We start from the raw sequence: 25,975 nt of genomic DNA on the forward strand, positions 1-25,975 counted from the left end.
GCCAGAAAGCTTTTACGCTTTCTCCTGATTGATCATTTCAATGATATCTTTGATCGTGTAGTCTTTTAGATAGTCCCCAAGCTTTTCTTCTGCCCCAAGGAAAATCTGAAATAAGACATTTTTCATGTTTGCCCCTACGAGACACTTGTCATTTGAAGCCGTGCATTTAGGCTGCAGGGCACCTTCTGACGTGATTTTATAAATATCCCAAAGATTGATGTCACTGAGTTCCCTGGCAAAGATGAATCCCCCGCCTGTGCCTTCTTTGGATGCGATGAATCCCTGCTTCTTCAAGAGACTAAGGACTTTGCGAATTCGGACGGGATGGACTCCTGCACTTTCCGAAATTGCATCGCTTGTCGACATGCGGTCCGTTTGCAGGGCCAGGTACGTTAAACTATGGATGGCTAATGTAAAGTCGCTATTCATGGCCTGCCTCCTTCACGGATATTACTGTAATGGTAACTTTTACAGTTTAGACTGTCAAGAATCCGGATTTGGTTAATTGGCCAGTTTTTGCAGCTCATTGTATTCGAAATTACGTATTTTCCTTGGAAGAAAACTACGAATTTCTTCATCATTATAGCCAATCTGCAGTCTTTTCTCATCCAGCATGATCGGTCTTTTCAAAATAAGTGGATTTTCTTTAATCAATGTATATAAATCCTGGAGTGGCAACGAATCAATGTCGACCTTTAACTCCTGGTACGCCTTTGATTGTTTGGAAATGATGTCCTCTGTCCCATTTTCGGTCAGGCGCAGAATCGATTTGATCTCATCAGGTGTCAACGGTTCTGTCAGCATGTTACGCTCCACGTATTCGATTGAATGCTCCTCAAGCCACGCTCTCGCTTTCCGGCAGGACGTACAGCTTGGTGTCAGAAATAGATTGACCATGTGTTTACACACTCCTCGTTAAATGTAATAAAAAAAGTAACAGTTATAATTTAAAAAATATTACCCTTCTTCCGGGCACACTGTAATAATAATATTTACAGTTAGGGATGTCAACCTTTTTTATGAATACTTTTTGAATACTATGTTGTTATTCCTTACCCGCTATACTAAATTGATAAACTTGAAAACGCATTTGAATTTTTTTCGACAAGAAGCTTATAAAAAGAAGAATTCTTCCCCAACAAGAGAAGAATCCCTAATACCACTCTATTTTCTTGAAACCGCACCTTTGGCAGAAACGGCAGCGAATGTAATGGTGATGGCGCAGACAATCACAATCGCAATCACGCCCTGCATCAGATCCCAGAACACCCACCCGTCGATGAGGGCTGTACGCATACTTTCAAATACATACGTGGTCGGGTTGATCGTGGCAGCGATTTTCAACCACTGGGCTTCGATCAATTCATATGGAACGAATGTCGTACTCAAAAAGATCAGAGGGAAAAAGATAAAGGTGCCTGCCTGTGCGTCCTGGGCGTTCCTTGTCCGCAGGGCGATCCCAACGGAATAACCTGCAAACGCAAGTCCCCAGCCGATGGCAATCAACAGGACGAATAACACGCCGGCAAATCCTGTCTTAACGTCAAGCCCAAGTAAAAAGGCCATCCCGATGATGAGCAAAGTCTGGACCAAGAGCTGCAGCATTCCTGCAATGATTGGGCCAAGGACAATGGCAAGCCTTGACGCCGGGGTCAAAAGAAGTCTCGAGAAAAACCCTGTCTCAATATCTTTCACGATACTTTGACCCGCTCCCCCTGCTCCCCCGATGGCAGCAGATACGATGGACACGGGAAGGATGAAAGCCAGATAATCGGCTCCTTCAAAGGTCGGCAATTGAGATATTCCACTCAATCCCCCCTCATATATGAGAAGGAAGAAAGCAGAAATGATCAAGTTAGGTATGAATGAAAACGGGTTTCGGAGAGTAGTCTTGATGTTCCGGATTGTCATGAGCCACGTATCCTTGAATACATTATTCCCCACGGCTCTTCACCCCTTCCTTCGGCTCCGTCGTCAATTTCAGGAAGATATCATCCAGTGTAGGGGAAGACAACTGAATATCCGTGATGCCGATATCCTCTGCATCGAGGATCCGGACCACCTCGAGCAGCTGCTTGGTCCCTTCTTCTACATATACCAGGATCTTGTCCTGCTGAGCGAGGACGTCGACACCCGCCAATTGTGAGCGGATCAGTTCCACACTGCGATCAATCTCGTCACGATTCTTCAATGTGAGGGTAATGAGATCTTGACCGATCTCTGCCTTCAATTCCTTAGGGGATCCCATCGCGACGATCTCGCCCTTATTGATGATGCCGATCCGGTCCGCCAGGGAGTCTGCCTCTTCCAGATACTGTGTCGTGAGGAAAATGGTCGTTCCCTTCTCCTTATTCAGTCTCCGCAGTTCTTTCCAGATCGCTGCCCGGCTGGATGGGTCCAGTCCCGTCGTCGGTTCATCCAGGAAAAGAATATTCGGTTCATTGACGAGGGTGAGGGCAAGATCCAGCCTTCTTCTCATCCCCCCGGAATACCCGCCGATCCTCCGCTCGGATGCTTCCGACAGATCCACGATCTCAAGGAGCTCCTGTGCGCGACGCTTCCCTTCATCCTTCCCGAAGCCAAATATGTAAGCTTGAAGTTCCACCATTTCGCGACCTGTCAAATCCGGATCGACCCCGGTTTCCTGAAGGGCGACGCCAATATGGCGGCGGACGTGTTCCGGCTCCCTGATGACATCATACCCTGCCACCTCCACTTTTCCTGAAGAAGCATTAATCAGCGTTGTCAGAATCTGAACCGTTGTTGACTTCCCTGCACCATTCGGACCTAAAAAAGCAAAAAACTCGCCCTCTTCGACTTGAAACGATACACCTTTCACCGCCTGGACATTTCCCTTTTTAAACGTTTTCGTCAAATTCTCCACTTCGATCTTGCCATTCATGAGCATCCCTCCACTCTATCTATTTTTATTCGAGGAGAGGGTTGTTTTATCCTTTAATAGGATGGGACCGATGTGCTAAAAAAGCCACGGGGACAGGTACCCCGGCTCTTATTGAGCCAAGGGACCTGTCCCCGTGGAAGGCGTTTCTTCAGAACGCATGAAAGACCGGGTTAATGCTACCATCTGGTCGGGCTGTTCAAGGATGGTCCAGTGCCCGCTTTCTTTCACTTCGGTGAGTGTGGCATTAGGTAAGTGGTTTATGACGTGTTTCTTTATGTACTCAGGCGTTAAGATATCGTGTGATCCTTGTGCAATTAAAATAGGGAAGGAACTAAACTCTGAAAGGGATGGCAGCAGGTTGTAATCTTGATCGAGTTCCTTTCCTATGTAATTAAGGGCAACTTTGTTAAATGAAATCTCTTTTTTCTTTCTTAATGTATCGAGTGAATACACATAATAGGGATCCAGCAGTTGCTGAAGCTTCTTTGAGGCATGGGCACTGAACAGGGAGGTAAGAGAATACCACCCGAGAAGTACTTTATTGTAAAATCCGAGCTTTTGGAAAAGCTTTTGTTTGAACGTACGGTAGTCCTCAGAGGTTAAGCCGACAGCGGCGGTCAGTATGAGTTTAGCGATGTGTTCCGGATACTTTGCTGCATAAGACAGGGCGAGGATACTCCCCCATGACTCGCCGAACAGCGTCACCTTCTCCAGGTTCAAGGCTTTTCTAAGCGCTTCAAGATTGCTGATTTCATCCTCAATCGAATACTTATGACCTTTCTTCACTTCAGACTTCCCGCACCCCGTTTGATCATATAAAATGATTTGGAAATCCTTTGACAGGGGCTCCATATGTGGGAGGAAATAATCAAGACTCCCACCTGGCCCGCCATGCAGGAAAATCATTGGCTCCCCTTCTCCTTTTTGCATAGTGAATAGAGTCTTTCCATTGATCTTGAGATACTTTTCTTCCATTAATCCAACAGCCTCCTATTGATGAATAAATACACGGACGTGAGCAGGACCATGATAGCTACCACCAACACGGTCCCTTCATGGGCATAATCAATGATACTGTTGATGATCACGATCAGTCCCACCGGCAAGAAGAATAGCAGTCCAGTGATGGTTCCAAGCAGCGACTTGTTCTTGACCATTTTTTCATTGAAGCCCGCGAGCAGCCATGTCTGTTTTTTTACACCAACTAAGAATGAAACCAGTAATAAAGCGATACCGATGATCAATAAGCCGTAGTCCATATTGATTCCTCCATTTTATCAGGAATAATTATATGTACGATTCAGATTAATGGTGGTTCCATATTATTCCTAAAAAAATAAAAAGACAGGTCAGCTGGCGCTTAATTTTGGAGCACCAATGGACCCGTCCGTGACAAACATATTAAGGCATGGAGCTGACAGCGAAATAAATAAACACTGTGGCCACCATTAAGAACACCATCCAGCCATTTGAAACGGCAAGTACCGTTCTTATCTTCATGACTTTATCGAGCTTCATTTGAATGACAAAGCCTGCACCCACGCAGGCAATCCAAGCCGTTATACCAATTGGTGAAAACAAGTAGGCCGAGTTCATGATCCAGAGAATGAAAATCATAAAGTGAACCATCACGAATACGACAGCGATTTTCTTCATTGTGTCCCTTCCTGACTTAAGTGGCGACGTCCGGAAGGATTATGATTTGCTCCCGTTGCCATCTCACCCTGTCCTTTCACCCGCTTCAATGTCGCTACAATCAGGAAACTCACGATGACGAGAAGAAGCCATGAACTGACCTTCCCAAGATGAACGAGGCTCCAGGCATCCCTCTGATTCGGATACTCCCAGGCACCGAAGAACGTGGCGATATTCTCGGCGATCCAGATGAAAAAGCCGATGAGGACAAATGATAGGGCAAGGGGCATGTGATAACGGGTGCCACCGATTACATATTCGACCCACGTTTTCCAAAAGACAACGATGACAAGTCCCGACAACCACCAGCGAATGTCAATCCAGTAGTGATGGGTGAAGAAGTTCAGATAAATTGCTGCAGCCAGAGGAACGACGACCCAAAAAGGAGGCCACTGAATCAGTTTCACATCGAGCCTCCTCCAGGCCTGACACAGGTAGCTTGCTACACTTGCATACATGAATCCGCTATATAAAGGGACACCGAACAGTTTGGAATAACCTTCGTCAGGATAGGACCACGAGCCCATATGTACCTTAAAAAGCTCAAGGCAAAGACCGATGATGTGAAACAGCGTGATCACCTTCAGTTCATCACGGGTTTCAAGACCCGATTTCACCATCCCCCACTGCATCAGAAGGCAGATGAGAAGCAGCCAGTCATATCTCGGCAGGAGAGGAAGCGGTATGATTTGAGTCAGTGCCAAAGATGCAAAGATGACCACCGGAAACAAGCAGGACAATGCCTGCTCCCAGCCGAAACGACAGAGCTGTTTGATGGCTCTCATGTTTATGATTCCCCTTCGCCTTCATCAGGTTGATACTCCAATAGATCTCCCGGCTGACAATCGAGTGCCTTACAGATCGCCTCCAGGGTAGATAGTCGAACCGCCTTTGCTTTCCCATTTTTCAAAATTGACAGGTTCGCCATGGTGATCCCCACCTTTTCCGAAAGCTCCGTAACACTCATTTTCCGTTTTGCAAGCATTACATCAATATTGATTATAATCGCCATAATTTCACCTCAGACCGTTAAATCATTTTCAGATTTGATTTCAATGGCATTGTTCAGAAGCTTCTGAAGGACCGCTGCAAAGACGGCGATCACAATTGAACCGAAGATAAAGATCATGCCGATCACGATGACTCCGGGTGCGTCATCTGCCTCCGCCAGCATATAAAAGAGCGGTATACCCACAGTGTAGAAGGAGCCGATGACGATGGCACATGTTTTGATCGTTTTTAACGCTTTGACGGATGATTCCGAGAACGCATTGTTCCGATCAATAAACGTTAACAGTTTGAATGCTTGATACAATGCGGCGTAGAAAGGAATCGCAGACGCGTACATGACGGCGAGAATTCCATAAATCATATTGGCAAAGCTCGAGCCAGACACATTCATGGCGAGCAGGGGTAACCCGTAGAAGCATAATGCAGCAATGGGAGTCCCGATAAGAAATAAAGCAATCTTCAAAAAGAGCGTTTCCCGTTTCATTCATAGCACCTCACTTGATAATATAATATGAATTTATCATGTTATTTATTGTTTTACAATAAATTTTTATTATTTTTACTGATATGTTTATTGATAAATAAAAAGCACCCCCTCATTCGTGGGGATGCTCTCCAACCGGAATCCAAATATCCATTTCATATTCATCGCTATCTTCTTTTCCAAACAAATGCGCGTCCACCACTTCAATCTCGGGCATTCCTTTTTCAATGAAATATCCTTCCTGGTCAAAGACCTTCCACAGCTTGTGGTAGGTTGCAGGAATGTTCTTGGAGGGGCCGATATGCTTGAAAACGACATATTTCTGTTTCGGGAAAGTGTGGACCGTCAAGTCCTTTCTCATTCTTCGGAAAGTTACAGTGTCCATCTCAAACCCACAGGTATAATAATAGTCATCACTTCTGGGGGGAAGGCACACCCCTACAATCTGATCCACCTGATTCGTTGTGACGAACTCCTTCGCTTTCTCCCATAGGCCGGGTATCGGATACGCAAAATCTTCGCCCCAGCTTCCCGGAGCACTATATCCGACCACAACAAAAGCTTCCTTTACCACTTCTTCAAATTCCATTCTCTCACGCCTTTCATCTCACATGCACTCATCAGAAATTTTAGAAACCCTCCTGTTCATTCTTGCTCATAATAGACAGGTGGGGACACAGGTGAGGGACGGACCTCTAAATCGGGTGAACCAACGGAGTGAAGATCCCTTTTTGAGGTCCGTCCCTCAAAAAGGAGTCCGGCCACATGGCCGGACTCCTTTAAGTGAATCTTATTCATGCGCGAGTACGGTGCGCGATTGTTTTCGTTCCTGGAAATAGTAGAGTACGAGTGTTGCCGCAACCAGTATTCCCATGATCATGTAGAGGGAACGGTAGCCTGTCAAAGGAATCAGGAATCCAAGGGCATACGGTCCAAATCCGAGGCCCGCATCCAGGGAGATATAGTAGGTGGAGGTTGCGAGACCTACCCGCTCCGGTGGCACGGCCTTGACCGCGATTGCCTGTGTAACGGATTGCATGTTCCCGAATCCGAGACCGATCAGAACACCCGAGAGAAGCAGAATCATCGTGTTTCCTGCTGCACTTAACAGGAATAAGCCTGCAGCGAACAGAACGAAAGCCGGAAGCATGACCGCCTTGGCCCCTTTCGCATCCATGAGCCTTCCTGTAAACGGACGCGATACAAGAATCGCTACGGCGTAGACGACAAAGAATACACTCGCTGCTTCCACAAGGTCGATGTCGATGGCATAGAAATTAATGAACGAAAGAACACTTGAATAAGCAAGTGAGACGAACAGGACAACAAGTGCAATCGGAAGTGCCTTCGGTTCAATGAAGCTCGCGAGACTAAGACGCTGTTTCTCGGTTCGTTCCCCTGCCGGTTTCTTCACGACCGGTATTTTTACAAACAAAGTGATGAGATAGCTGATAACACCAAGAGCAAGACAGAAAGCAAAGATCGACCGGAAGCTTGCATGCTGACTCAAGAAAAGACCGAAGAACGGGCCAACCGCTGTAGCAAGCGTGATGCTCATGCTGTAGTACCCGATCCCTTCTCCTTTTCGGCTCGCCGGAATAATCTCTGCCACTATCGTACCCGTAGCCGTACTGACCATGCCGAGTGCCACCCCGTGAAGGAAACGAGTGAGCAGCAGGAAACTGATGCCACCCTCTACGAAATAAAGGCAGGATGTCGCAATAAAGGCGATCATACCGACAAACAGCATTTTCTTATTCCCGATGGCCGTGATCATCCGTCCGAGGAACAGTCTTCCAATCAAGGTCCCGATAATGAAGATCCCCGTTACGAGACCCGCCTGACTCTCAGACGCCCCGAATTCATCCACGGCATAAACCGCCATGGTAACAAGCAATAAGTAAAAAATTAAATAGATAAAAAAATTGGCGATGGACATAAGGGTAAAGTCCTTCGTCCATAGCCTTGATTGTGTCTGACTCATCTGTAAAACTCCTTATCTGTTCATATTCTCCTTAATCCTTTTCATCAGTGTAATCATCTCAAGCTGCTTCTCTTCGCTGACCCCTTCCATGATGGACTGTTCAAAGCGATCGATGGTTTTACGGGCTTCCTCATAAACTTCAATGCCAGCCTGTGTAAGCTGCATCCGCTTTTCCCTTCGATCCTTACCTGGTATCCGCTCGATATATCCAGCATCCTCCAATTGATGAACCGTCCTCGTAATCGTCGGTTTTTCCACACTTTGATAGTGAGAGATTTCCACACTGGATGCAGGTCCGTTGTGATAGAGGTTGTAAAGGATCGTCCACTGCGCCCTCTGCAAACCATGTTCATTCAGCTGGACGTTCAATTGATTTTCGAATGGCCTGTAGAGCCTGATGAGCTCCTGAAAAAATTGTTGTGCCGGCTTCATTCACTGCTTCCTCCTTTGTATATAGTTATCTTAGGCAATAGTTATCATTGGTAACTATTATAGTGTAGCAGATTTTTTATGGGATGTCGATATGGGGGATTGGAGGTCCGTCCCTCTTTACCAAGAGAAAAAGCCCTCGTTTCGTAACATCGTAGGTTTACCCGGCTAACCAGATCAGAGCTATAATACGAAGAGGGCTGTTGCTTAATATAGGATAATAGTTTATACATGTAGTTGAATGATTGAATGCAATGGGTATGATAACTTAGAATTACCGATTTTTCATTAAATAATTCCTCCCTTCTAAACTGTTATTTAACCGGTTTGACACTTATTAAATCCATAGTTTGATTAATTAATCCTGTTTGTGGAATTTTCTTTAGGGAGAGGCAAACAAGGTCCTTGTAACCAAGAAAAGAAGAATTATTGAAGCTTACCTTCACTTTTCCTCCCAACGTCCCAGTAACTCCGGTAACTAAGATTCCATCTCCTTTTATTACCATATTACAACCACCATTCTTTCTGAGGAATCAATCGAATTCTATTAAACTCAAATTCCTTTTCAAACCAACTTCTCATCAATGTCTCATGAACAAGATACTCCGATGCAGAGTGGGAGACTCCGATAAGAGACATCTTCGTATGTTCCGCATATGCGATCACTTCTTCGTATCTTTTTCTTCCGTAATCGTTGTCTATGTTGCAATGGATTTCCCCGGATATATAAGCATCCACCCCTAAGTCTTCAGCCTCTTTCATCCATGCCGTTTTATCGCCGCAGCCAGCTACGATGGCGACTTTTTCTATTTTCCGTTTCCTTCCCTCGAAATCCACGTAAGGAATATCAAATATTCCTTTTAGCTTCTGTATCATCTCGTCTGTATCCGTCTCTTTCACTTCACCGATGATTCCGATATCCCCATGCTTCTCATCATGGACAAATCGATCAGTTATCTTCACATTCATAGCTTCAGCGATGGCTTGACTCGTTCCTAATGTCCGATGGTAATCAAGAGGAACATGGCACGTATAGATGGAAAGTTCATTCTTAATCACTCTGTCTATCAGGGATTCCTTGATGGGTACGAACCCCCTTCCCCAGTCTCCTTGCGGGTCGCCACACTCCATTAATAGCGGGTGATGCATGAACAGGAGATCACCAGGCTCTCCTTCTTCAATGAACGTGTCCATTACACCTTCTGTCGGGAAAACGGCGAGGAACACATTCTTCACTTCACTTTTCCCTTGAATCATGAGTCCATTAAATAATTCAGTGAAGGCAGGCTCGAATTTGGCCTCCCAATCCATTTTCCCTTCGTATACCTGTGGAATGAATCGGCTAAACGCGGGATCTTTCCCATAACTTTTTATTTCAAATGTCTGATCCAATCGTCTAACAATATCCCTTAAGCTTGCCACAAGACCCCTCCTCTAGTTTTTCATTAACTATACATTTTTTCCTATATTAGGTAAATAGACAAATAAAAAAAGAAGCAGCATAAGCCACTCCTCTTCTATAAATCTATTCGTTTCTAGGATCGATATAATCCGGATAATCCGTAATGATCGCGTCCACGTCCATATCGAACAGGAAGTCCGCCGCTTCATGACTGCGCACTGTCCAAGATCCGATTTGCATGTCCAGGGAGTGAACGTCCTTCACAACCTGTTCTGTTACAATCCCATAGCTCGGATTGAACCATTCTGCATACGTAGAGATTTCTTTTAATGCTTCCGGTGTCGCTTGCGCCTGGCTCCAGGCTAAAACGCCGACGGGAACTTTCGGAAGCAGTTGATCCATTTTCTTCATCGAATCAAAGTTAAAGGATTGAAGGATGATTTTTTCATTTTGCGGTTTATCAAGTTGTCGTTCCTTTAATGCGTCAGCCACTTGTTCTTCGATCCCTGGATAAAGCTCCGGGGACTTCATTTCGATTAAGATCCCTACTTTTCCATGATAGCGATCCAGAACCTCTTCAAATGTCGGGATCTCTTCTCCTTCAAATTGTTCGCCTTTCCAGCTTCCTGCATCAAGACTCTTCATTTCCTCGAGTGTCAAATCCCCTACTTTTCCCGATCCATCGGTTGTGCGATCCACTGATGTATCATGGATGACGACCAATTCACCATCTTTGCTTCGCTGAACATCGATCTCGATATAATCGGCCTTCATATCAACAGCCAGGTCATAGCTTGCCATCGTGTTTTCAGGTGCATAGGCAGCTGCCCCGCGGTGTGCAATATTCTCTACCTGCTTTGCCTCACCAGTTGTCGGTTCCTCTGCAAACGCTTGACTAAATGGGCTCAATAACAATGAAAACGCCATTCCTGTACTGATTAATACTTTCTTGTTCATATTCTTCATCTCCAATCCCAAATATGTATTCGACTACATTTTAGGAGAGAGGTATTGAGTGGGTATGTAGGTATCTATTGGTCTTGATGAAGGTTGTGTAAAGAAAATTCGACCTTTTTTCTTACGAATTTTTACAATAAAAGAAAAAAATGATGGGAAGTAGTATATTGTGCTTACGATAATAAGATAGACCTCATCTTTATTTAAAAGAATCTGCTATGTTTATCATTGTTTCTATTGTCACTTCTGTGCCCAATCCAATAGTCTGGTAATTTAGAATATAAAAATATGCTCCATCTTTCCAATTCACATCATGTCCAGCCTTATCTTCAGTATAAAAGCCATCTTTCCCGTTAATCATTACCTCTTATTTTTGAAAATATGCGAGTTCAATCATGTCTGTTTGCTCCTTTTTTATTTACCAATTACAACTCTTTGCTTAACGGTTACAATCTTTCCTAAAGCAATTTTGGAAAAGAAGATCCCCAGCACGACAAGGAAAAGAAATCCGGTCCCCATTGCGAGTCCTCCTACCATATTCCCTATTACTAGACCCGCTGCCCCAATCATTTTCCCTACTTGAAATACGAGTCCATTCATTGCCATATATGCACCACGTTTGCTGTCATCTACAATGTCGGCAAGGAGTGACTGGCGTGTTGGAACATATAACAGCTCACCAATGGTCAGGACGACCACAGATACGAGGAGGATGAGCAAATGATTGCTGAAGGCCATAAAGAAGTAGCCGAGTCCGAAGAGGATGAATCCAGTGTACATGATTGGCTCCTCTCTTTTTCCAGTGATCCATTTGCCGGCAACTCCAGTGAATAAAACGATTAAAAGTGTATTGACGACGGTAAGCATGCTCAATAGTCGGATTCCATCCATTTCAAATGAAAAAAGATTAAAAAGGTGTATTGTCTGCGGGATGATGTCTTCCTCAAGCCTGACGGAAATAAAATTATTCCGTTGAAATTCAATCGATAGGATTGCAATTCCGCCGAAGGTAAACGCCATAAACGTCCAATCTTTCATTACCAGGGCATAACTTTTCAGAAGGGGCTTAATCCCGTAGTTCCCCTGTTCTCTATGACTTTTGACTTGATACGTATCAATGATGAGAGAATAGGTCATCCACAGTGTCAGCAGCCCCATTAGAAGAAGGCCCGCAATCAATTCAAAGAAATGCTGTTCAAAGAACCAGCCCCCTATCATGAGCCCAATCATGATTGATAAGTTTACGGCCCAGTAATTGACGGAATACATGAAGGCCCTCGTTTCTTTTGTGCTGACATCGATGAGCATGGCTTCAGATGCAGGATTAACGATTCCGGATGAAACTCCAATCACCAACAGCATGATAAAGGTGATCCAAGGAGACGTGAAAAGGGGTGAATTAACTACAAGTAATCCGACAAACGCAACGACTTTCATGGCTTCTCCTGTTACCATCAGTCTCTTCCTTCCAATAACATCAGCAAGATATCCCCCGTACAGACCGGCTATGAACTGAACGGCGACTTGGACTAGCAGGAGAACTCCCGCAACAGATGCATTGATTTCCTTAGTGAAATAAATCGCCATAAATGGGAAAACGGCTGATCCCACAATCCGGCTTAAAAATGACGTATAAATCCTAACCTTGATATTTGGATGTAGTGTTGCAAACATAGTATCATCTCCTCTATATTTCCATTATGTGCTAGAAGAAAAGGGGTAAAAAGGGTACAATTAGAGAAATAATGTCCCCTTTTAGGAGGAGAATAGAAATGAACGACCGATATTTCACCATGAGAGCACACTTTTTTGAACGAGAAGAGAACGGCGAATGCACGTTTAAACTAAAGGAACTTGAAGAACGGTGGTTCTGTTCAGTAAAAAACGTTAAAAGGATTCTGAAACAGTTTGAAGAGTTAGGGAGACTCACTTACATACCAGGAGCTGGACGAGGTAATCTCTCAAGGGTGAGGTTTACGAACACCTTCCAGAAAGAAGTAGAGGAATTCATGAAAGAGTGCATGGACCATGATCAGCTCGATCAAGCGGCTCAGCTCCTAAGACTCCCGATTCCGAAATCATGGATTGCAAATGTGTCTTCAGAAATCCGGAAGATGTTCGGATATCAGACAGGGGCAGAATCAAAAGATATATTACACGCATTTATTTCACGTGACATCACTACCCTTGACCCATTAAAGGTGTCTATTTCATTTGAATCGCATTTAATTGAATACCTTGGGGACACTCTCGTAAAATATGATCCTGTAAACGACCAGATCCTCCCTCATATCGCACACCACTTCAGCACGGAGGATGGGAAAAAGTGGACGTTCCATTTGCGTAAGGGCATCTATTTTCATCACCACGAGCAACTGACAAGTAAAGATATTGCTTATACGGTTGAACGAATGAAGAACAGTGCAGAGTCGTCCCATCAATGGTTAGCAGAAGATATCCAAAGTGTGGAATGTCCAAGTCCTTCCAAAGTCATCTTTTCGTTAAAAAAGGAAAATCCCTTCTTTCTGCGCTATATCGCTTCACCTAACTTTTGCATTCTACCGGCTAATCAACCTTTTGATGAAAGTGAATGGATTGGCACTGGTCCATTTTTATTGAAGGAACGGTCTGACAATAAAATGGTGTTTGAAGCATTTGACCGCTATTTCCTTGAACGCCCTCTCCTGGATGAACTCCATTTTTACAAAGTCAGTCAGGATGCTGCACACATAGTGGATTTCACTCTCCAACATCCTCCTACACAAGAGGTGATGAGCAAACATGAAATTGAAACGGGCTTTCGATTCCTCATGTGCAATTTGAGAAGGAAAACTGTCATCCGGCATCCATCCATGCGAAAAGCCTTGTACCACCTGATGGATATTAAACAAATGGCAATGGACCTCAAACTGGAACCATTTATAGAAGCAAGCAGCTTTGTGAATTCCCGCTCCACACCGCAAGTCAAGGACCCCCAGACCATCCAATCACTTCTTAAAGAAGCCGGTTACTGCGGGGAACCTATCACGCTTTATCATATGTATTATCAAAAAGCTTTCGGAGTAGCTGATTGGTTTAAGAGAAAAGGAGAAGAATATGGAATCAACTTCGAACTCTACCCATTTACTTTCAACGATTTCTATCTACGGGAAATCGATGAGAAAGCAGATTTGATTTTTATGGGGGAGGTATCTTCCTTAGATCCCCACCTTTCTTTCCTGGGAGCTTTTTATAATGATACGCTTTTATTCAGGAGGATGTTTCCTTCGAGTTCATTAAAATGGATTGATAGGAAACTCGAGATATTTAAACAGGAAGAAGCTGATCAACGGGAAGAAATCATGGTGGAAATCGAAGAACATATCCGGGAGAACAATCTATTAATCTTTCAACACCACCCGATCAAGACAAGGACCTTTCACCCGATGATAAAAGATGTGACCTTTCATTCATTTGGCCATTTTGATTTTTCGAAACTTTGGATTCCGCGGTGATAACGGAAGTATACTTGCAAGTCCCCTTTTCTTGGAGAAAAGGGGACTTGCAAGCTGTGCATCCTGGAATCGTTTTTAAGATGCCAGATTAAAACTAGCAATTACATATCACACAATTTTTCTTCTCCAGTCATCATATCCCTCACTTTATACTTTTTCTTCCTGACCTCCTCTTCCCCAATAACAATCACATTCCTGACCCCTTCTCTATTCGCTTTTTCCAGAAGCTTACCTAATTTCCTTCTGCTCATCTCAAGTTCCACCGTCTTACCACTTCTTCTTAAATCAGCCGCAACCCGCAAAGCCTCCTTTTCTGTACCAAGGGGGATAATGTAATAGTCAATGCCTGAAGTCTGCTTCACGTTTTGCTGGGAAGAGGCGATTGCTGCATAAATGACATCCAGCCCAAAGGAGATACCGACTGTCGAAATTGCTTCATCTGTTCCAAGAAGCCCGCCGATAGCATTATCATACCGTCCGCCGCTCCCGATGCTTGAGGTGATGGATTGGTCTGTTAAAAATATCTCATAGATGGTTCCTGTGTAAATTTCCAGTCCTCTTGCTAAAAAGGGATTGAACACACATTGTTCTGTCATGCCCAGGAAGTCAAGATAGGAGGAGAGTTCCTTTACCTCCTCTAATCCTTCCCTGACATCTGTATTCTCTTTGGAATACGACTCGAAATAACCAAAACTGGCATTGTTTTCATCTGTTAAAAATTGTTCGATGGCGCTTTTGGTTGATTCCGTTATCTGCATGTTCTCAAGCTCTGTCACAACCGATTTGACACCGACCTTTTCAAGTTTATCCAGAATGAGGACTGCCCGATTGGTTTTATCCGCCTCCACACCGAACACCTTAAGCATCCCGGTCAGGAGCTTCCGGTTATTGTATTGAATTGTGACGTTCATCCCGAGTCTACCAAACGCGTCCAAAGCCATCATCATCAGCTCAGCTTCCGCCACCTGGGAATCAACGCCCACAACATCTACGTCACACTGGGTGAACTCACGGAACCTTCCCGCTTTGATAGGTCCGTCCCTGAACACTTTTCCGATTTCATAGCGCTTGAACGGCATGGAGATGGCCGGGTTCATGGCTGCCACCTTGGCAAAGGGAATCGTCAGGTCATAGCGCAGGGCAATGTTTCTTTTTCCCCTGTCCGTAAGGGTGTACATCTCCTCCAGGATCTCAGCTCCACCCGCATATTTCGAGGCGAGCAGCTCTGTATAATTCAGGATGGGGGTCTCAAGGGGCTTGCATCCGTATTGGATGAACACATCCTCCAATGTTCTCCTGACTTCCCTTCTGGTCACTTCCGCCTCAGGTAAATAATCTTGTGTCCCTTTGACATTTTGATAATCCATCTTCTTCATTTTCATCTTTCTTCTCCTCCTTTTTTGTATAAAAAAGAACCGCACCTGATATAAGCGAATAACTTAATCAAATGCGATTCTATGAGAAATAACCTTCCTATGTGCGATTGTTTAAAATCGGATAGCAAGGTTACTTGATATGATGATGGAATTGTGTAAACGAGATCTGTTTGTTGATGAGTGTCATTTTTATCCACCTCTTATTTTTATATACATTATCACAGGAAAAAGATGATTTCAATCATCTACATTTTTTAGCATCCATGATGAGAGAAGGGAAAGCTAAACGTTCCCCGTGATTTCTTGGATCGAACTTCTTGGACCGAAAAATGACGCCGTCCGACCCATCCCACTCATTTTGATGAAAATGGCCATTCTCGTCAAAATACTCAAGCAGTCTTACTTCGAATCCGGCGGTTTCAAATAGTTCCACTAACAATTGATAAGTATACACAATCTTATGACTCGCAGCAGGATGATCTTCCGGTCCGGGGCCACCAATCTGCACAATTCTTTGATACTCCTCATCGGGAAAATACCCATCCGGCACAGCACACCGGATGTATCCTGACGGTTTTAAATACTTCAGGCAAATCTTTGCTGCCTGTAAACCTTCTTCGTATGTAAGATGCTCCCACACATGCTCGGCCAATATAGCGGAAATGGAGCTTTTCTCAAACATGTTGGACCACGTTGTTTCGTCCAATAAGTTAAGATTTTCTTCCTGCGTGTGTAACCAGCCGGGGTTATTGTGATATGGTCCTGCTCCGATAACGATTTTGAGGTCTTTAATTTCCATTGTGGTTACCTCGCTTTAATGTGGTTAACTATTTAAATACAGGTTGATTTCCTTTATAAACTTCTCAGGTTCCTCAAGGTCTGGAAAATGAGCACTCTTTCTGAATAAGACCAGCTTGCTATTCGGCAGATTGGAATGAATCAATTTCGAAATAGGCATCCCTGTGTTTCGATCAAACACACCTGTGATTACTAATATTTGTTGGTGAATAGTCTTAAGTCGATCAAGAAGGGGGACTTCTACTAAGTTGTTTAGGAGAGTACGGCTCATTAGTCCGGTATTAAGGAGATTGCTTTCTTCCCATAATGCACGATTCATTCTGGCAATCTCCTGGTCCTCAAATAATAATAAGTCCACGATATCAGGGCTTACACGCTCCCAAACTCGATTGTATATGGTGTCAAGGTTCGATCCTTTTTGAAAGCACTCTGATATTTCATGATTTAGACCGTAATTTCCGATAGACATAAAACCGGTTATTTGTACCATTTGCTGAATATCCGTGTTGATAAGACTCGGAGCTGACAGAATGAGTTTACGAACCTCTTCAGGAATGCAATCGGTAATCTCAAGAGCGAGCTCTCCCCCAAATGAGTATCCCAGGAGGTCTATTTTTTCAACACCTAGCCACTTCTTCAGTTCTTTGAAATCTGAAATTAATAACTCAATCGTATAGTCTCCATCAGATTCCGGCTTATCCGAACGGCCACACCCGCGCTGTTCATAATATACGACCGTCCTGGTTTTCCCCAATAATGGGCCAGCCGTTCTTTCAAATACATAATGATTGCCTCCTGGTCCCCCGTGGAGAATAATAAGAGGAATCGTTTTGTGTTCACTTCCTTCAATTTTCACCCAGTGATTGATTCCGTTCAGAGGTACATTGAATTCACCGTTTTTAAGGTTGGGCATGGTGATGTCTCCTTATATCGAAGTAGATATATAGTCATCTTTCAAACTCAGTTTAGCAATATACAAGATTTGTCCCATATGTTCGGAAAAGTGTGCAGCGCATTGATGCAAAATTTCTAGATTTGTACGTTCTCTGCCTCTGACTAATTGAGATTTTAGAAACGAGGCTTCCGACATTTGAGTGATTGTATCAATGACAAATTGGAATTGACTCCGAACCGTCTGTATTAAATCTTCCTTAGAACGATACATAGGCTTGAATTCATCTTCACGATTCCTAACAAATGTTCCATTACAAATTCCCTTGTGGATTCTTTCTTTAATATTGCCATCGATGTGACGAATAAGCGTAGAGACACTATGACCGGTATCTCCGGGCATCCAATTTACTTGTTCATCCGTCAATTGTGAGAGTGCCTTTAAAATTCTGTTTCTTATTTCGGCAAACTTGTTGATTAACCAGTTTTTTTGAATGACACTCTCCCCCTTATTCATAACAACCAAAAATCCTACGTGAACAAAACAGCGAACAGTAAAAGATTGATGCCTGTGTCCATTAATGTGTAAATAGACTCTCTATTATCACTGAACGCTTTCCTTTCTACAAAGGATTTCCATAAATGCCTCATAATGAAAAAGAAGGCTAGGATAAAATATGGCTGAAAAAACCAGTATTCGCTATCAAAGTCCTTCACGACATGAAGAATGAACCCGCCTGCCAATATCACCAAGGTAAGATACCTTAACAGCTTATCGCCTCTTTCATGTTCCTCATTGACTGTATCGAAAGAGAAGAACTTTCTCTTTTTTACATCTAACCGCTTGCTGGCCACACGATGAAACAAGGAAACGAGAATGATGTATACTCCAATAATAAAAAGGATTTTCAGCAAAAATGCTGTCATAAATCCCAAGTTCCTCATCTCCTTTCTGTATGATAAAAGTCAGATTTGACCTTTGTCATTCAAGGCGCTGTACTCCCTTTCCAATATACTCATAAAAACATCACTCTCAAACTTCCCCTCAATCAACGCCCCTTCCCGTTCAACCCCTTCTTTCACAAACCCGCACTTTTCATAACAGGCAATGGCCCTGTGATTGTATTCCAGCACCCTTAAATCAACACGGTGCAAACGGAGTTCTTCAAACGCGTATGACAGGAGAAGCTGAGTGACTTCTGTCCCGAGTCCTTTTCCTAAAACGGAAGGATCGAATATCCCAATGGCGTACCGAGCGCGTTGATCTTCCTCATTGACGGTCAGTCTTGCCTGTCCGATGCAGTGACCGAGGTATTCTATACACCAGTTGTATTTGGTGGTTAAAATCTTTTCCACAAATGCTCGGGCTTCTTCCATTGTAAAGGATTGCAGATTTCTGGTATTACCACCGTACATGCGGACAATTTCCTTATGACATCCGCAACTAAACCGGTCCAAGATGTCACTTTCTTTCGGCTGTCTCAGAAGAACCTGTTTGCCTTTAATAAAAGGGGATTGATTCACACCACCGCCGTTCAATACTTCGAATCCCTGAAAGTAAAACCTTGTTTTATGGATGGCCACTCTTCATCAATGATCGAGTAAACGACGGCATTTCTGACATAGCCCCCTGCCAGGATTCTTTCTTTCCTCAGGACCCCCTCTTTCACAGCACCCATTCTTTCAATGGCTTTCTGGGACCGGAGATTTCGTTCATCTGTTTTAAGCTGAACCCGCATCATCCCAAGTACTTCAAAACAGTATTGGAGAATCAGATACTTACAGTTGGAATTCACGAAGGACCTCTGATGATCTTTGCTGTACCAGGTAGAGCCGAGTTCACATGACTTTTGTGTCAAATTGATTTCGAACAATCTGGTTGACCCGATGATTTTGTTTTGTTCCTTTAACACCACGGCAAAAGGTAAGGCGGTCTGTTGGTCACGCAACTTGACGGCGGCGGTTACCCATTGTTCCATTTCTTCGAGGGTTGTGATTTCCAGCAGCATATAACGCCAGATCTCCGGGTCATTCGCTTCCAGCAGAGCCTTGGAGTGCTTGACCTCCAGGGGAATCAATTTTATTTTCTCGTTTTCTACTATCGGCGGGGAATGAAATGGATTGTTTTTCATTTGTCCTCCTACCTTTCCTGATTCATTTTAGTAGGTCCGTCCCTCTCTCTAACTGAAATTCCTCGATTATTTTCTCAGCAACCTCTTCCGGACTCATGTTTGTATTATTAATCTTCATATAATTCTCTCTTTCTATTTCCCCTTCAACCGAATTCAGGCGGAGTTTCTCAAGGGAAGCGAGCAATCGCTTTTCGGAGTCTTCGATGTTTCGTTTTGAAGGTTTATGCTGCAGTCGGTTAGGAGTCGTGTTTCTTTGTAATCTCACTTCCAGGTCGGACTCCAGTTCAACGAAATATACTTCTGCCCCGTTGGATTCAAAAATGTTTGTGACCTTCTCAACCCATTTCCAGTCCTCTTCTTCATTGAATGCCCACATGAAGGTGAAGATCATTCCGTACTGATCGGTTTTGGCGAAGGATTCAAAGATTTTCACTCTCAGCATATTGCATATTCTCCACATTTCTTCTGAGAATCCAAAGAAAGGCTGAAGCAATTCGATGGTCATATGGTTATGAAATAGCTTTAGTTCTGTTCTCTTTTCTAACTCCTGCCCCACCGTCATTTTCCCGACGGCCTGGGGTCCGAATAGTAAAACGAGTTTCATTGAAATCCCCCCTCTTTTGCTGCTTTCTTTCTATAAATTCTTCTTCGCCATCTCGATGTTCTCAGAATGTATATTCTTCATTCCTTCAAAAAAAGCATACCGCTCCCGGCAAAAGGCTTCGACGAGTTCACTACCATGTAGAAGGTTGTCTACATAATACGTCGATTCCTCCATTCTTCGTTCCACTTCTGCAGGGTCCTCCGTCACGGAACCGTGACCTGGTACATGAACGTGGACCATATGATTTCGCAGGATGGATTCAGTCTTCTTCAATGTTTTCTTATAATCTATGTAACTGCTGAATATAAACGGGAACTCCACATCAGATAAATAGTCCCCCGATAAAAAGATACCTAAAGGCTCTACAACCGTGAAGAGACCATCGTGAGTGTGGCCCGGTGCTTTGTAAAACGTGAGTGAAAGATCACCCAGCTCGAGCTTTTCACCATCGCGGGATATTGGGTAATCCACATGAGGAAAGTGGGGCTCGTAGTCTCTTTTTATGTAATATCGCTGATCGAACTGATGAATCTTTTGAACGATTTCGTTTTTATGTTTATGATTTTTGAGTTCTTCCGTTGCGATTACCTTCGCTTCCGGGAAAGCACCAGATCCGATGATGTGATCAAAATCGCTGTGCGTGTAGATGATATAAAGTTGCCTGTTTCCTAACTCTCTATTCACATACTCCCGGATGGCCTGCACTTCATGCGGCAGCCAATTGGGGTCCGTCAGAATCATCACGGCGTCGGTCTCAACAATGGCCGATGTGGTTTGATATAAGGAACTCTGAAAAACAGTCAGATGGTCGTTTTTGTAATGAATCATGGGTAGCCTCCTAGTTGTTCTTCAATCTTTTGGTTATCATCCTGATCTGTCCACGATGATTTAATTCATCTTCAAACACGTGGAACCATTTGAAGTGGTTATTGGCAGGATCATCCCAGCCATAAGGGGTGACCTCATGTAACCAATCGTCGCTTGTTTTGGCAAAGAAATTCAGGGTTTCCGACCTTGTAGTCTTGAGTAAATGTTCATAAAATGACAAGTCCTTCCCTTTTATTTCGTTCTTAGCCTCTTCACCTAGTACGATGCCAACTCTTAATTCTTCCCATTCTTCATCGGTGAGGTCTCTGGATTCAAACGTCATAATCTGAAAGGCTTTCTCAAGGCTTGCCATATGGTATAGAAGCATTCCGATTGAATTGCTACCCTCATCAAAGTGGTAATCGAGATCCTCCTGTGACAGCCCTTTGATTTCATCCATCGTAGTATGCCTCGTATAGTCCATCATGGAGACCAGTTTTCCGATTTCTGATGTGAATCCCTCTTTCTCGTTAATAAAAAATAAATCCTGTGTTTTCATGACTTCCTCCTTGTATCGCTTATTATTCCATCTCACTCCCATACTTCTCTGGCAACAGTTGCATCACATTACACTTCACTAACTCACCCCTATAAGAAAGGATGACATCGGTTAGTGTCCCGTAATCACTGATTAACTCTCTACACATACCACATGGTGCAACCACCCAGCATTTCTCGATATCTTCGTGTGGATGAGGGTGGGCGACTGCAACAATGGTTTCAAATTCGTGGTCTCCTTCAGAGATGGATTTCCCGATGGCCATCGCTTCCCCGCAGACGGTGATTCTGCCGACGTTCGCTTCTACATGAACGGCAGCGTAAACTTCTCCGGATGTGGCTCTGACTGCGGAACCAATATGATGACGACCGTACCGGTAATTCTTTTCGATCACTCTTTCTGCTTCTTTGATCAGTTCATAGTCCCGTTCTTCTAATGGTCTTACTTCTAACATGCTGCTCTCTCCTTTTGTTTTTGAGGTCTACTAAGATCTTCTCCACTACTTCGTCCTGCGACAGCTCATTTGTCAAAACCACTTCCCCGTCCACACCTAAGTAGTCGTTTGGATTCCACCAGGAACGGAGAGATTCTTCCCCGAATTCTGTTTTTTTCGCACGTCCATTATGGCGACGGACGGTCTCTTGAAACGATAAATCATAGTAATAAATATGGGCGTTTCCGTTGTACAAGCCGATCAGCTGCTTCAGCATGTCACCGTAACGCTGATGAGAAAAGATCCCCTCTACAATGACCACTTCGCATTTCCCTTTACCATATTCAGCAATCTGCCTGATCAAATCCAAAGACAGGTTCCCATCACGGTCCTGAACCTTCAGCATGTCGCGTCTGACGACATCTTGTGATACCAGCAGTGTGCCCCGGCCAAAATGTTGTTGAAGACGTTTGGCCGTCGTGGTTTTTCCACTGCCCGAGTTTCCACGGATGATGATTAACGTAGATTCCATAGTTCCTCCCTGGCGTTTATAGCTTTATATTATGTAAGTCCAATAGATCCTTTAATGCCGGCCTTTCATTCCCATCCCGGCCCACTACATGCCCCGCTGTGATCAATGAATTCAAGACCGCTTCTTCCGTCGCTTCGCCGATCGCCCGGAAGGCAAGGTCGATCTCTTCTTCATGAATCATAGGGACGGACATGCATTGGGACGTCTGATCATGAGGGATCTTCGTTGCCGTCGAAAAGCCGATGACCACTTCACCGCTTCCGGTTGTGATGATGGATCCAGTCCGGGATAATCCCGTGATCGACCGCTTGATGATCCGGTTGAGCTGTCTTTCGGATACGGGGAGGTCCGTCCCTGCAATGATAATGACGGAACCTTTGTCCCGTTCCTCACGTGATTCCAGAATAGCTTCTTTCAGTTCTTCCCCGACTGCTCTGCCGTTTATGGTCAGGTCGCTCAGAATCCCGAAGTTTGTTAAGACGAGCACTCCCATTGTGTAGGTACCGTGATTCATTTTCATGATCCTTGAAGCCGTTCCGATGCCGCCTTTCAAGGAATAACAGAGCATGCCGGTACCGGCTCCGACTGCTCCCTCTTCCACTTTGACAGAAGTGTGTTCAAGGGCTTGGCGGACATGATCCTTTGTCACGAACCGGGCTCTAATATCGTTTAAAAACATATCATTGCATTCACATACCACTGGATTGACGGTTCCCGTGGTCCTCCCGATCTCAGGATTCTGTTCGAGCATGTAATCGATGAGGGCATCAGCAGCTGTTCCGATACTCAATGTGTTCGTTAATAGAATGGGAGATTCCAAGGTTCCGAGTTCAGTGATCTGGATCGTACCCATCGTTTTGCCGAATCCATTAATGACATGACTAGAAGCAATCAGTTTTTCTTTAAATATATTGCCTTGATGAGGCTGGATGCTCGTGACGCCAGTCTGCATGTCACCATTGCTGAGTGTGACATGACCGACCGTGACGCCTTCTATATCTGTGATTGAGTTGAGCGGGCCTGTTTCCAGCTTGCCGATTTTCACACCGTAGTCCAGGATCCTCTTTTGTGGCTGTATCTGCATGACGCTCCCCCTTTAGGCGAATATTCCGAAAAATCCAGTTGTATAAAACAGGACCAATATGACCGTCAGGAAGGTCAATTGTGAAAGGGTGAATTTATAATCATTCGGATTCTGCGCAAATCTTTTTTAATAGAAAAATGAGTAGAGCATAGAAGAATAAGAATAGGAAACTCTTTAATAAGAAATGGTCCTTTTTACGGATTTGGAAGACTGAGTGTTGCACTACCAATTATTCCAAAATTTTGATATAAACTCAATCCTTTCAATATAAATCGTTGTGTGACATTGCTTGCAGCCCAAGCAGGCTACCTATTTCCACGCTTATCCTACACTCTTAAACCATAAAAAAAGAAAACGGCGCTGACCGTTTCCTCTTTCGTTGCAACTATTGCAGGAACAATTAGAAGAAGGAGTAAGATTCATTCCCTCAGTTGAAAACTCAAAGGAAATAAGATAAAAAACAGGATCATGACCCCACCCAAAGGAATAAAAAAACAGATAATGCTTACTACACGTAATGCGATATAATGACCGGCTTTCATGAAGCTGAATCTGCGATTGAGCAGATGAAAACCTGCGTGGATGATAAAACATATAAGCAAAAAGAAGAGGAACATCCCGATCGACTCCATCAAGAAGACAGGCAGAGTAATGTCCACGCTATCGATATACATGCCGGTGACGGTCACAAAAGCGAGTGCAATCAGGAAGAATGGGACGGTGAATAGGAGTAGCATCTTCATTGTATAAAACGTTGCTTGCATGTCCCGGTTGCCCCCTTATCGCTCACTGAAAATAACATCCGCCCGTCCGACTGGATCATTCTGGAGAAGGTAATGGTCTTCAGCCTTCCAGTACCTCCTTTCGTACTTGGCGATCCTTGCCTGCTCATCCCCAAGATAGACATCCCGTTTGATGACTCGTTCGATTCGCGTTTCCAATGGACAGTCAAGATAGATCACATAGTCAAAGAAATTGCGCCACTCTACCCTCTGCAGAAAGACACCTTCTATCAGGATGACGGTGTCATATGCGTAGTGGAAGTTCTTTTGAACAATGGTGTCTGTGGTAGAATCATAGAAGGGTAATAGGATATCGAGGTTATGATGCAGCTTTTGAAACAGGTCTGTTGTGAGGGATGCGATATCCCATTGAAGGGCGTAGTATTCGTGCCATTCTTCGTTCCCCGTCCCGTACCGGCGGCTCTTTTCTACTATATAATCGTCCAGGTGAAGGATAGAAGCATGATTCTTGAACACTCCTTTTAACGCTTCCGCAAGGGTTGTTTTACCGGAACCTCCCAGCCCGTCCACTCCGACGATGAAAGGACGGTGTTGGGAAGATCGTTTCTTGTAGTGACTCATGATAGTTTTGGAGAGTTGATGGATTGTATTAATCACTTGGACGATACACCTGCCCCACGTATTCATCATGCTTCTCGAAGATTTCCGCCTCGAATTCCTCACACCATTTCTTTACCTCTTCAATATCATTGGTTTCGAATACTTTATGATCCCAAGGCATCTTGGTGGGGCGCTTCTTGTCTACGCGATATTCATCAAAGAAGATGTAATAAGGTTCTTTTCCTTTTGTAAAGTTTGAATACTTTCTTACTTCGTCCCACTCTTCTTGAAATAGATTGTCGGAACGATCGATCTTGCACAGTATTTGACCAGGGTGAAGAAAGGAGTAGCGTTCGGCAATGTTCCAAAGCGGGAAGTCAGCTTCATCAAATACCTCTTCATCCTCCACTTCCATCACCACGTAACTAGTAATTTCATAACGATTTTCCTGCAATGGTTCCGGCCTTGATGCCCAGATCATCAGGATCACCATCACTATGACTCCCAATCCAATGATTAGATAAACCATGTCATCCTCCCTTTTTATATGTATTTCGCAAATGTACCACATGATTGGGATTGGACTCCCACTGTCGCATTAGCTCAAGTTGTTTCATCTTTAAATCGTCGTACGGTTCTTCCTGTACATCGACCTCCCGGAATTTCCGTTCAAAGATGCCTGCTGCGCTGATTTTTTTATAACCGCCAAATCCTTCACTGTCATTCAGTAACCACACCACTCGTTTGATATTGGCAAAAAGAATGCCGCCTGTACACATGAGACACGGTTCGAGAGTCGTGTAGATTGTATATGTCTTTCGCTCTATTTTGGCTTTGAAGATGGATGAACCCGCATTCCGGATGGCATCCATCTCTGCGTGGGCCGTGGCATCGTGATCTGAGTGAACACGATTTCTCCCTGTGGCAATGATGTTCTGGTCCTCGTCCACGATGACAGCTCCCACTGGGTATGTATTCTCCCTCAAGGCTTCTTCTGCTTCCTGCAGCGCCACCTGAAGAAAATCTCGATCTTTGTTCATGGCTTCCTCCTCTGACAG

Annotated in this window: 35 protein-coding genes; 1 reads left to right on the top strand and 34 read right to left on the bottom strand. The window is 44.1% G+C overall.

The genetic code is table 11. The features are described from left to right. Positions 1-12 precede the first annotated feature (12 nt). From SLH55_RS02885 to SLH55_RS02965, 17 genes are all read right to left on the bottom strand, one after another. Entirely contained in the window at positions 13-429 is a 417-nt protein-coding gene (locus tag SLH55_RS02885; protein ID WP_219167214.1) for an RrF2 family transcriptional regulator, read from the bottom strand. Positions 430-501: 72 nt separating this feature from the next. Beyond that, positions 502-897 (bottom strand): transcriptional regulator SpxA, encoded by a 396-nt coding sequence (gene spxA / locus SLH55_RS02890; protein ID WP_219167215.1) that lies wholly within the window; start codon positions 895-897, stop codon positions 502-504. A gap of 267 nt (positions 898-1,164) precedes the next feature. After that, the gene (locus SLH55_RS02895; RefSeq protein WP_320322566.1) at positions 1,165-1,944 is read right to left on the bottom strand and encodes an ABC transporter permease; all 780 of its coding nucleotides are present in this window, start codon (positions 1,942-1,944) and stop codon (positions 1,165-1,167) included. Then, complete coding sequence (locus tag SLH55_RS02900) at positions 1,934-2,902, bottom strand: ATP-binding cassette domain-containing protein (protein WP_320322567.1); 969 nt, start codon at positions 2,900-2,902, stop codon at positions 1,934-1,936. Before SLH55_RS02900 ends, SLH55_RS02895 begins: the two co-directional genes overlap by 11 nt. A 108-nt stretch (positions 2,903-3,010) precedes the next feature. Continuing rightward, positions 3,011-3,877: an alpha/beta hydrolase gene (locus SLH55_RS02905; RefSeq protein ID WP_320322568.1), complete on the bottom strand. Its 867-nt coding sequence runs from the start codon at positions 3,875-3,877 to the stop codon at positions 3,011-3,013. Further along, positions 3,877-4,161 carry a DUF3784 domain-containing protein gene (locus SLH55_RS02910; RefSeq protein ID WP_320322569.1) on the bottom strand — a complete coding sequence of 95 codons (285 nt, stop codon included), beginning with the start codon at positions 4,159-4,161 and terminating at the stop codon, positions 3,877-3,879. Before SLH55_RS02910 ends, SLH55_RS02905 begins: the two co-directional genes overlap by 1 nt. 142 nt (positions 4,162-4,303) lie before the next feature. Then, on the bottom strand, positions 4,304-4,558 hold the full coding sequence (locus tag SLH55_RS02915; RefSeq protein WP_320322570.1) for a hypothetical protein: 255 nt from the start codon (positions 4,556-4,558) through the stop codon (positions 4,304-4,306). Next, positions 4,555-5,382 (bottom strand): DUF817 domain-containing protein, encoded by an 828-nt coding sequence (locus SLH55_RS02920; protein WP_320322571.1) that lies wholly within the window; start codon positions 5,380-5,382, stop codon positions 4,555-4,557. The genes SLH55_RS02915 and SLH55_RS02920 overlap by 4 nt, the downstream gene beginning before the upstream one ends. Before the next feature lie 2 nt (positions 5,383-5,384). Continuing rightward, positions 5,385-5,609, bottom strand: a complete 225-nt coding sequence (locus SLH55_RS02925; protein ID WP_219167222.1) for a helix-turn-helix domain-containing protein — start codon at positions 5,607-5,609, stop codon at positions 5,385-5,387. A gap of 9 nt (positions 5,610-5,618) precedes the next feature. Continuing rightward, positions 5,619-6,092: a DUF2975 domain-containing protein gene (locus tag SLH55_RS02930; RefSeq protein ID WP_320322572.1), complete on the bottom strand. Its 474-nt coding sequence runs from the start codon at positions 6,090-6,092 to the stop codon at positions 5,619-5,621. A 112-nt stretch (positions 6,093-6,204) separates the two neighbouring features. Further along, positions 6,205-6,681: a GyrI-like domain-containing protein gene (locus tag SLH55_RS02935; RefSeq protein WP_320322573.1), complete on the bottom strand. Its 477-nt coding sequence runs from the start codon at positions 6,679-6,681 to the stop codon at positions 6,205-6,207. A 201-nt stretch (positions 6,682-6,882) separates the two neighbouring features. Then, positions 6,883-8,076 (bottom strand): MFS transporter, encoded by a 1,194-nt coding sequence (locus SLH55_RS02940; RefSeq protein ID WP_320322574.1) that lies wholly within the window; start codon positions 8,074-8,076, stop codon positions 6,883-6,885. A gap of 12 nt (positions 8,077-8,088) precedes the next feature. Further along, positions 8,089-8,508: a MarR family transcriptional regulator gene (locus tag SLH55_RS02945; protein ID WP_320322575.1), complete on the bottom strand. Its 420-nt coding sequence runs from the start codon at positions 8,506-8,508 to the stop codon at positions 8,089-8,091. A gap of 311 nt (positions 8,509-8,819) precedes the next feature. Further along, entirely contained in the window at positions 8,820-9,011 is a 192-nt protein-coding gene (locus SLH55_RS02950; RefSeq protein ID WP_320322576.1) for a hypothetical protein, read from the bottom strand. 1 nt (position 9,012) lies between these two features. Next, entirely contained in the window at positions 9,013-9,927 is a 915-nt protein-coding gene (locus tag SLH55_RS02955) for a Nif3-like dinuclear metal center hexameric protein (RefSeq protein ID WP_320322577.1), read from the bottom strand. A gap of 103 nt (positions 9,928-10,030) precedes the next feature. After that, the gene (locus SLH55_RS02960; protein WP_320322578.1) at positions 10,031-10,864 is read right to left on the bottom strand and encodes a glycerophosphodiester phosphodiesterase; all 834 of its coding nucleotides are present in this window, start codon (positions 10,862-10,864) and stop codon (positions 10,031-10,033) included. 414 nt (positions 10,865-11,278) lie between these two features. Then, the gene (locus SLH55_RS02965) at positions 11,279-12,538 is read right to left on the bottom strand and encodes an MFS transporter (protein WP_320322579.1); all 1,260 of its coding nucleotides are present in this window, start codon (positions 12,536-12,538) and stop codon (positions 11,279-11,281) included. 98 nt (positions 12,539-12,636) lie between these two features. On the opposite strand from SLH55_RS02965, the gene SLH55_RS02970 reads away from it, so the two are divergent. After that, entirely contained in the window at positions 12,637-14,358 is a 1,722-nt protein-coding gene (locus SLH55_RS02970) for an ABC transporter substrate-binding protein (protein WP_320322580.1), read from the top strand. Positions 14,359-14,459: 101 nt separating this feature from the next. Here the strand turns inward: SLH55_RS02970 and SLH55_RS02975 are convergent, their stop codons facing one another. From SLH55_RS02975 to SLH55_RS03055, 17 genes are all read right to left on the bottom strand, one after another. After that, the gene (locus tag SLH55_RS02975; RefSeq protein ID WP_320322742.1) at positions 14,460-15,734 is read right to left on the bottom strand and encodes a histidine--tRNA ligase; all 1,275 of its coding nucleotides are present in this window, start codon (positions 15,732-15,734) and stop codon (positions 14,460-14,462) included. A gap of 241 nt (positions 15,735-15,975) precedes the next feature. Further along, positions 15,976-16,533 carry an SAM-dependent methyltransferase gene (locus SLH55_RS02980; protein ID WP_320322581.1) on the bottom strand — a complete coding sequence of 186 codons (558 nt, stop codon included), beginning with the start codon at positions 16,531-16,533 and terminating at the stop codon, positions 15,976-15,978. A gap of 24 nt (positions 16,534-16,557) precedes the next feature. Continuing rightward, positions 16,558-17,445, bottom strand: a complete 888-nt coding sequence (locus SLH55_RS02985) for an alpha/beta fold hydrolase (protein ID WP_320322582.1) — start codon at positions 17,443-17,445, stop codon at positions 16,558-16,560. A gap of 12 nt (positions 17,446-17,457) precedes the next feature. Continuing rightward, positions 17,458-17,940: a DinB family protein gene (locus SLH55_RS02990; protein WP_320322583.1), complete on the bottom strand. Its 483-nt coding sequence runs from the start codon at positions 17,938-17,940 to the stop codon at positions 17,458-17,460. 14 nt (positions 17,941-17,954) lie between these two features. Next, positions 17,955-18,350, bottom strand: a complete 396-nt coding sequence (locus tag SLH55_RS02995) for a DUF4181 domain-containing protein (RefSeq protein WP_320322743.1) — start codon at positions 18,348-18,350, stop codon at positions 17,955-17,957. A 39-nt stretch (positions 18,351-18,389) separates the two neighbouring features. After that, on the bottom strand, positions 18,390-18,962 hold the full coding sequence (locus tag SLH55_RS03000; protein ID WP_320322584.1) for a GNAT family protein: 573 nt from the start codon (positions 18,960-18,962) through the stop codon (positions 18,390-18,392). After that, entirely contained in the window at positions 18,959-19,555 is a 597-nt protein-coding gene (locus SLH55_RS03005) for a GNAT family protein (RefSeq protein ID WP_320322585.1), read from the bottom strand. Before SLH55_RS03005 ends, SLH55_RS03000 begins: the two co-directional genes overlap by 4 nt. 22 nt (positions 19,556-19,577) lie before the next feature. Then, entirely contained in the window at positions 19,578-20,159 is a 582-nt protein-coding gene (locus SLH55_RS03010) for an AAA family ATPase (RefSeq protein ID WP_320322586.1), read from the bottom strand. 30 nt (positions 20,160-20,189) lie between these two features. After that, on the bottom strand, positions 20,190-20,987 hold the full coding sequence (locus tag SLH55_RS03015; protein WP_320322587.1) for an MBL fold metallo-hydrolase: 798 nt from the start codon (positions 20,985-20,987) through the stop codon (positions 20,190-20,192). 10 nt (positions 20,988-20,997) lie between these two features. Then, on the bottom strand, positions 20,998-21,525 hold the full coding sequence (locus tag SLH55_RS03020) for a DinB family protein (RefSeq protein ID WP_226672391.1): 528 nt from the start codon (positions 21,523-21,525) through the stop codon (positions 20,998-21,000). Positions 21,526-21,547: 22 nt separating this feature from the next. Continuing rightward, a complete protein-coding gene (locus SLH55_RS03025) occupies positions 21,548-21,979 on the bottom strand; it encodes a cytidine deaminase (RefSeq protein ID WP_320322588.1) in 432 nt (143 codons plus the stop codon). After that, complete coding sequence (locus SLH55_RS03030; protein ID WP_320322589.1) at positions 21,942-22,490, bottom strand: kinase; 549 nt, start codon at positions 22,488-22,490, stop codon at positions 21,942-21,944. Before SLH55_RS03030 ends, SLH55_RS03025 begins: the two co-directional genes overlap by 38 nt. A 16-nt stretch (positions 22,491-22,506) precedes the next feature. Further along, entirely contained in the window at positions 22,507-23,574 is a 1,068-nt protein-coding gene (locus tag SLH55_RS03035) for a P1 family peptidase (protein ID WP_413787077.1), read from the bottom strand. Positions 23,575-23,993: 419 nt separating this feature from the next. After that, positions 23,994-24,338, bottom strand: coding sequence for a hypothetical protein (locus tag SLH55_RS03040; RefSeq protein WP_320322590.1), 345 nt, complete (start codon positions 24,336-24,338; stop codon positions 23,994-23,996). Positions 24,339-24,353: 15 nt separating this feature from the next. Then, positions 24,354-24,974, bottom strand: coding sequence for a kinase (locus SLH55_RS03045; RefSeq protein WP_320322591.1), 621 nt, complete (start codon positions 24,972-24,974; stop codon positions 24,354-24,356). Then, positions 24,967-25,446, bottom strand: a complete 480-nt coding sequence (locus SLH55_RS03050; protein ID WP_320322592.1) for a hypothetical protein — start codon at positions 25,444-25,446, stop codon at positions 24,967-24,969. Before SLH55_RS03050 ends, SLH55_RS03045 begins: the two co-directional genes overlap by 8 nt. 1 nt (position 25,447) lies before the next feature. After that, positions 25,448-25,957: a nucleoside deaminase gene (locus SLH55_RS03055; RefSeq protein WP_320322593.1), complete on the bottom strand. Its 510-nt coding sequence runs from the start codon at positions 25,955-25,957 to the stop codon at positions 25,448-25,450. Between the last annotated feature and the right edge of the window lie 18 nt (positions 25,958-25,975).

Source organism: Rossellomorea sp. YZS02, assembly GCF_033963925.1.
Taxonomy (GTDB): Bacteria; Bacillota; Bacilli; order Bacillales; family Bacillaceae_B; genus Rossellomorea.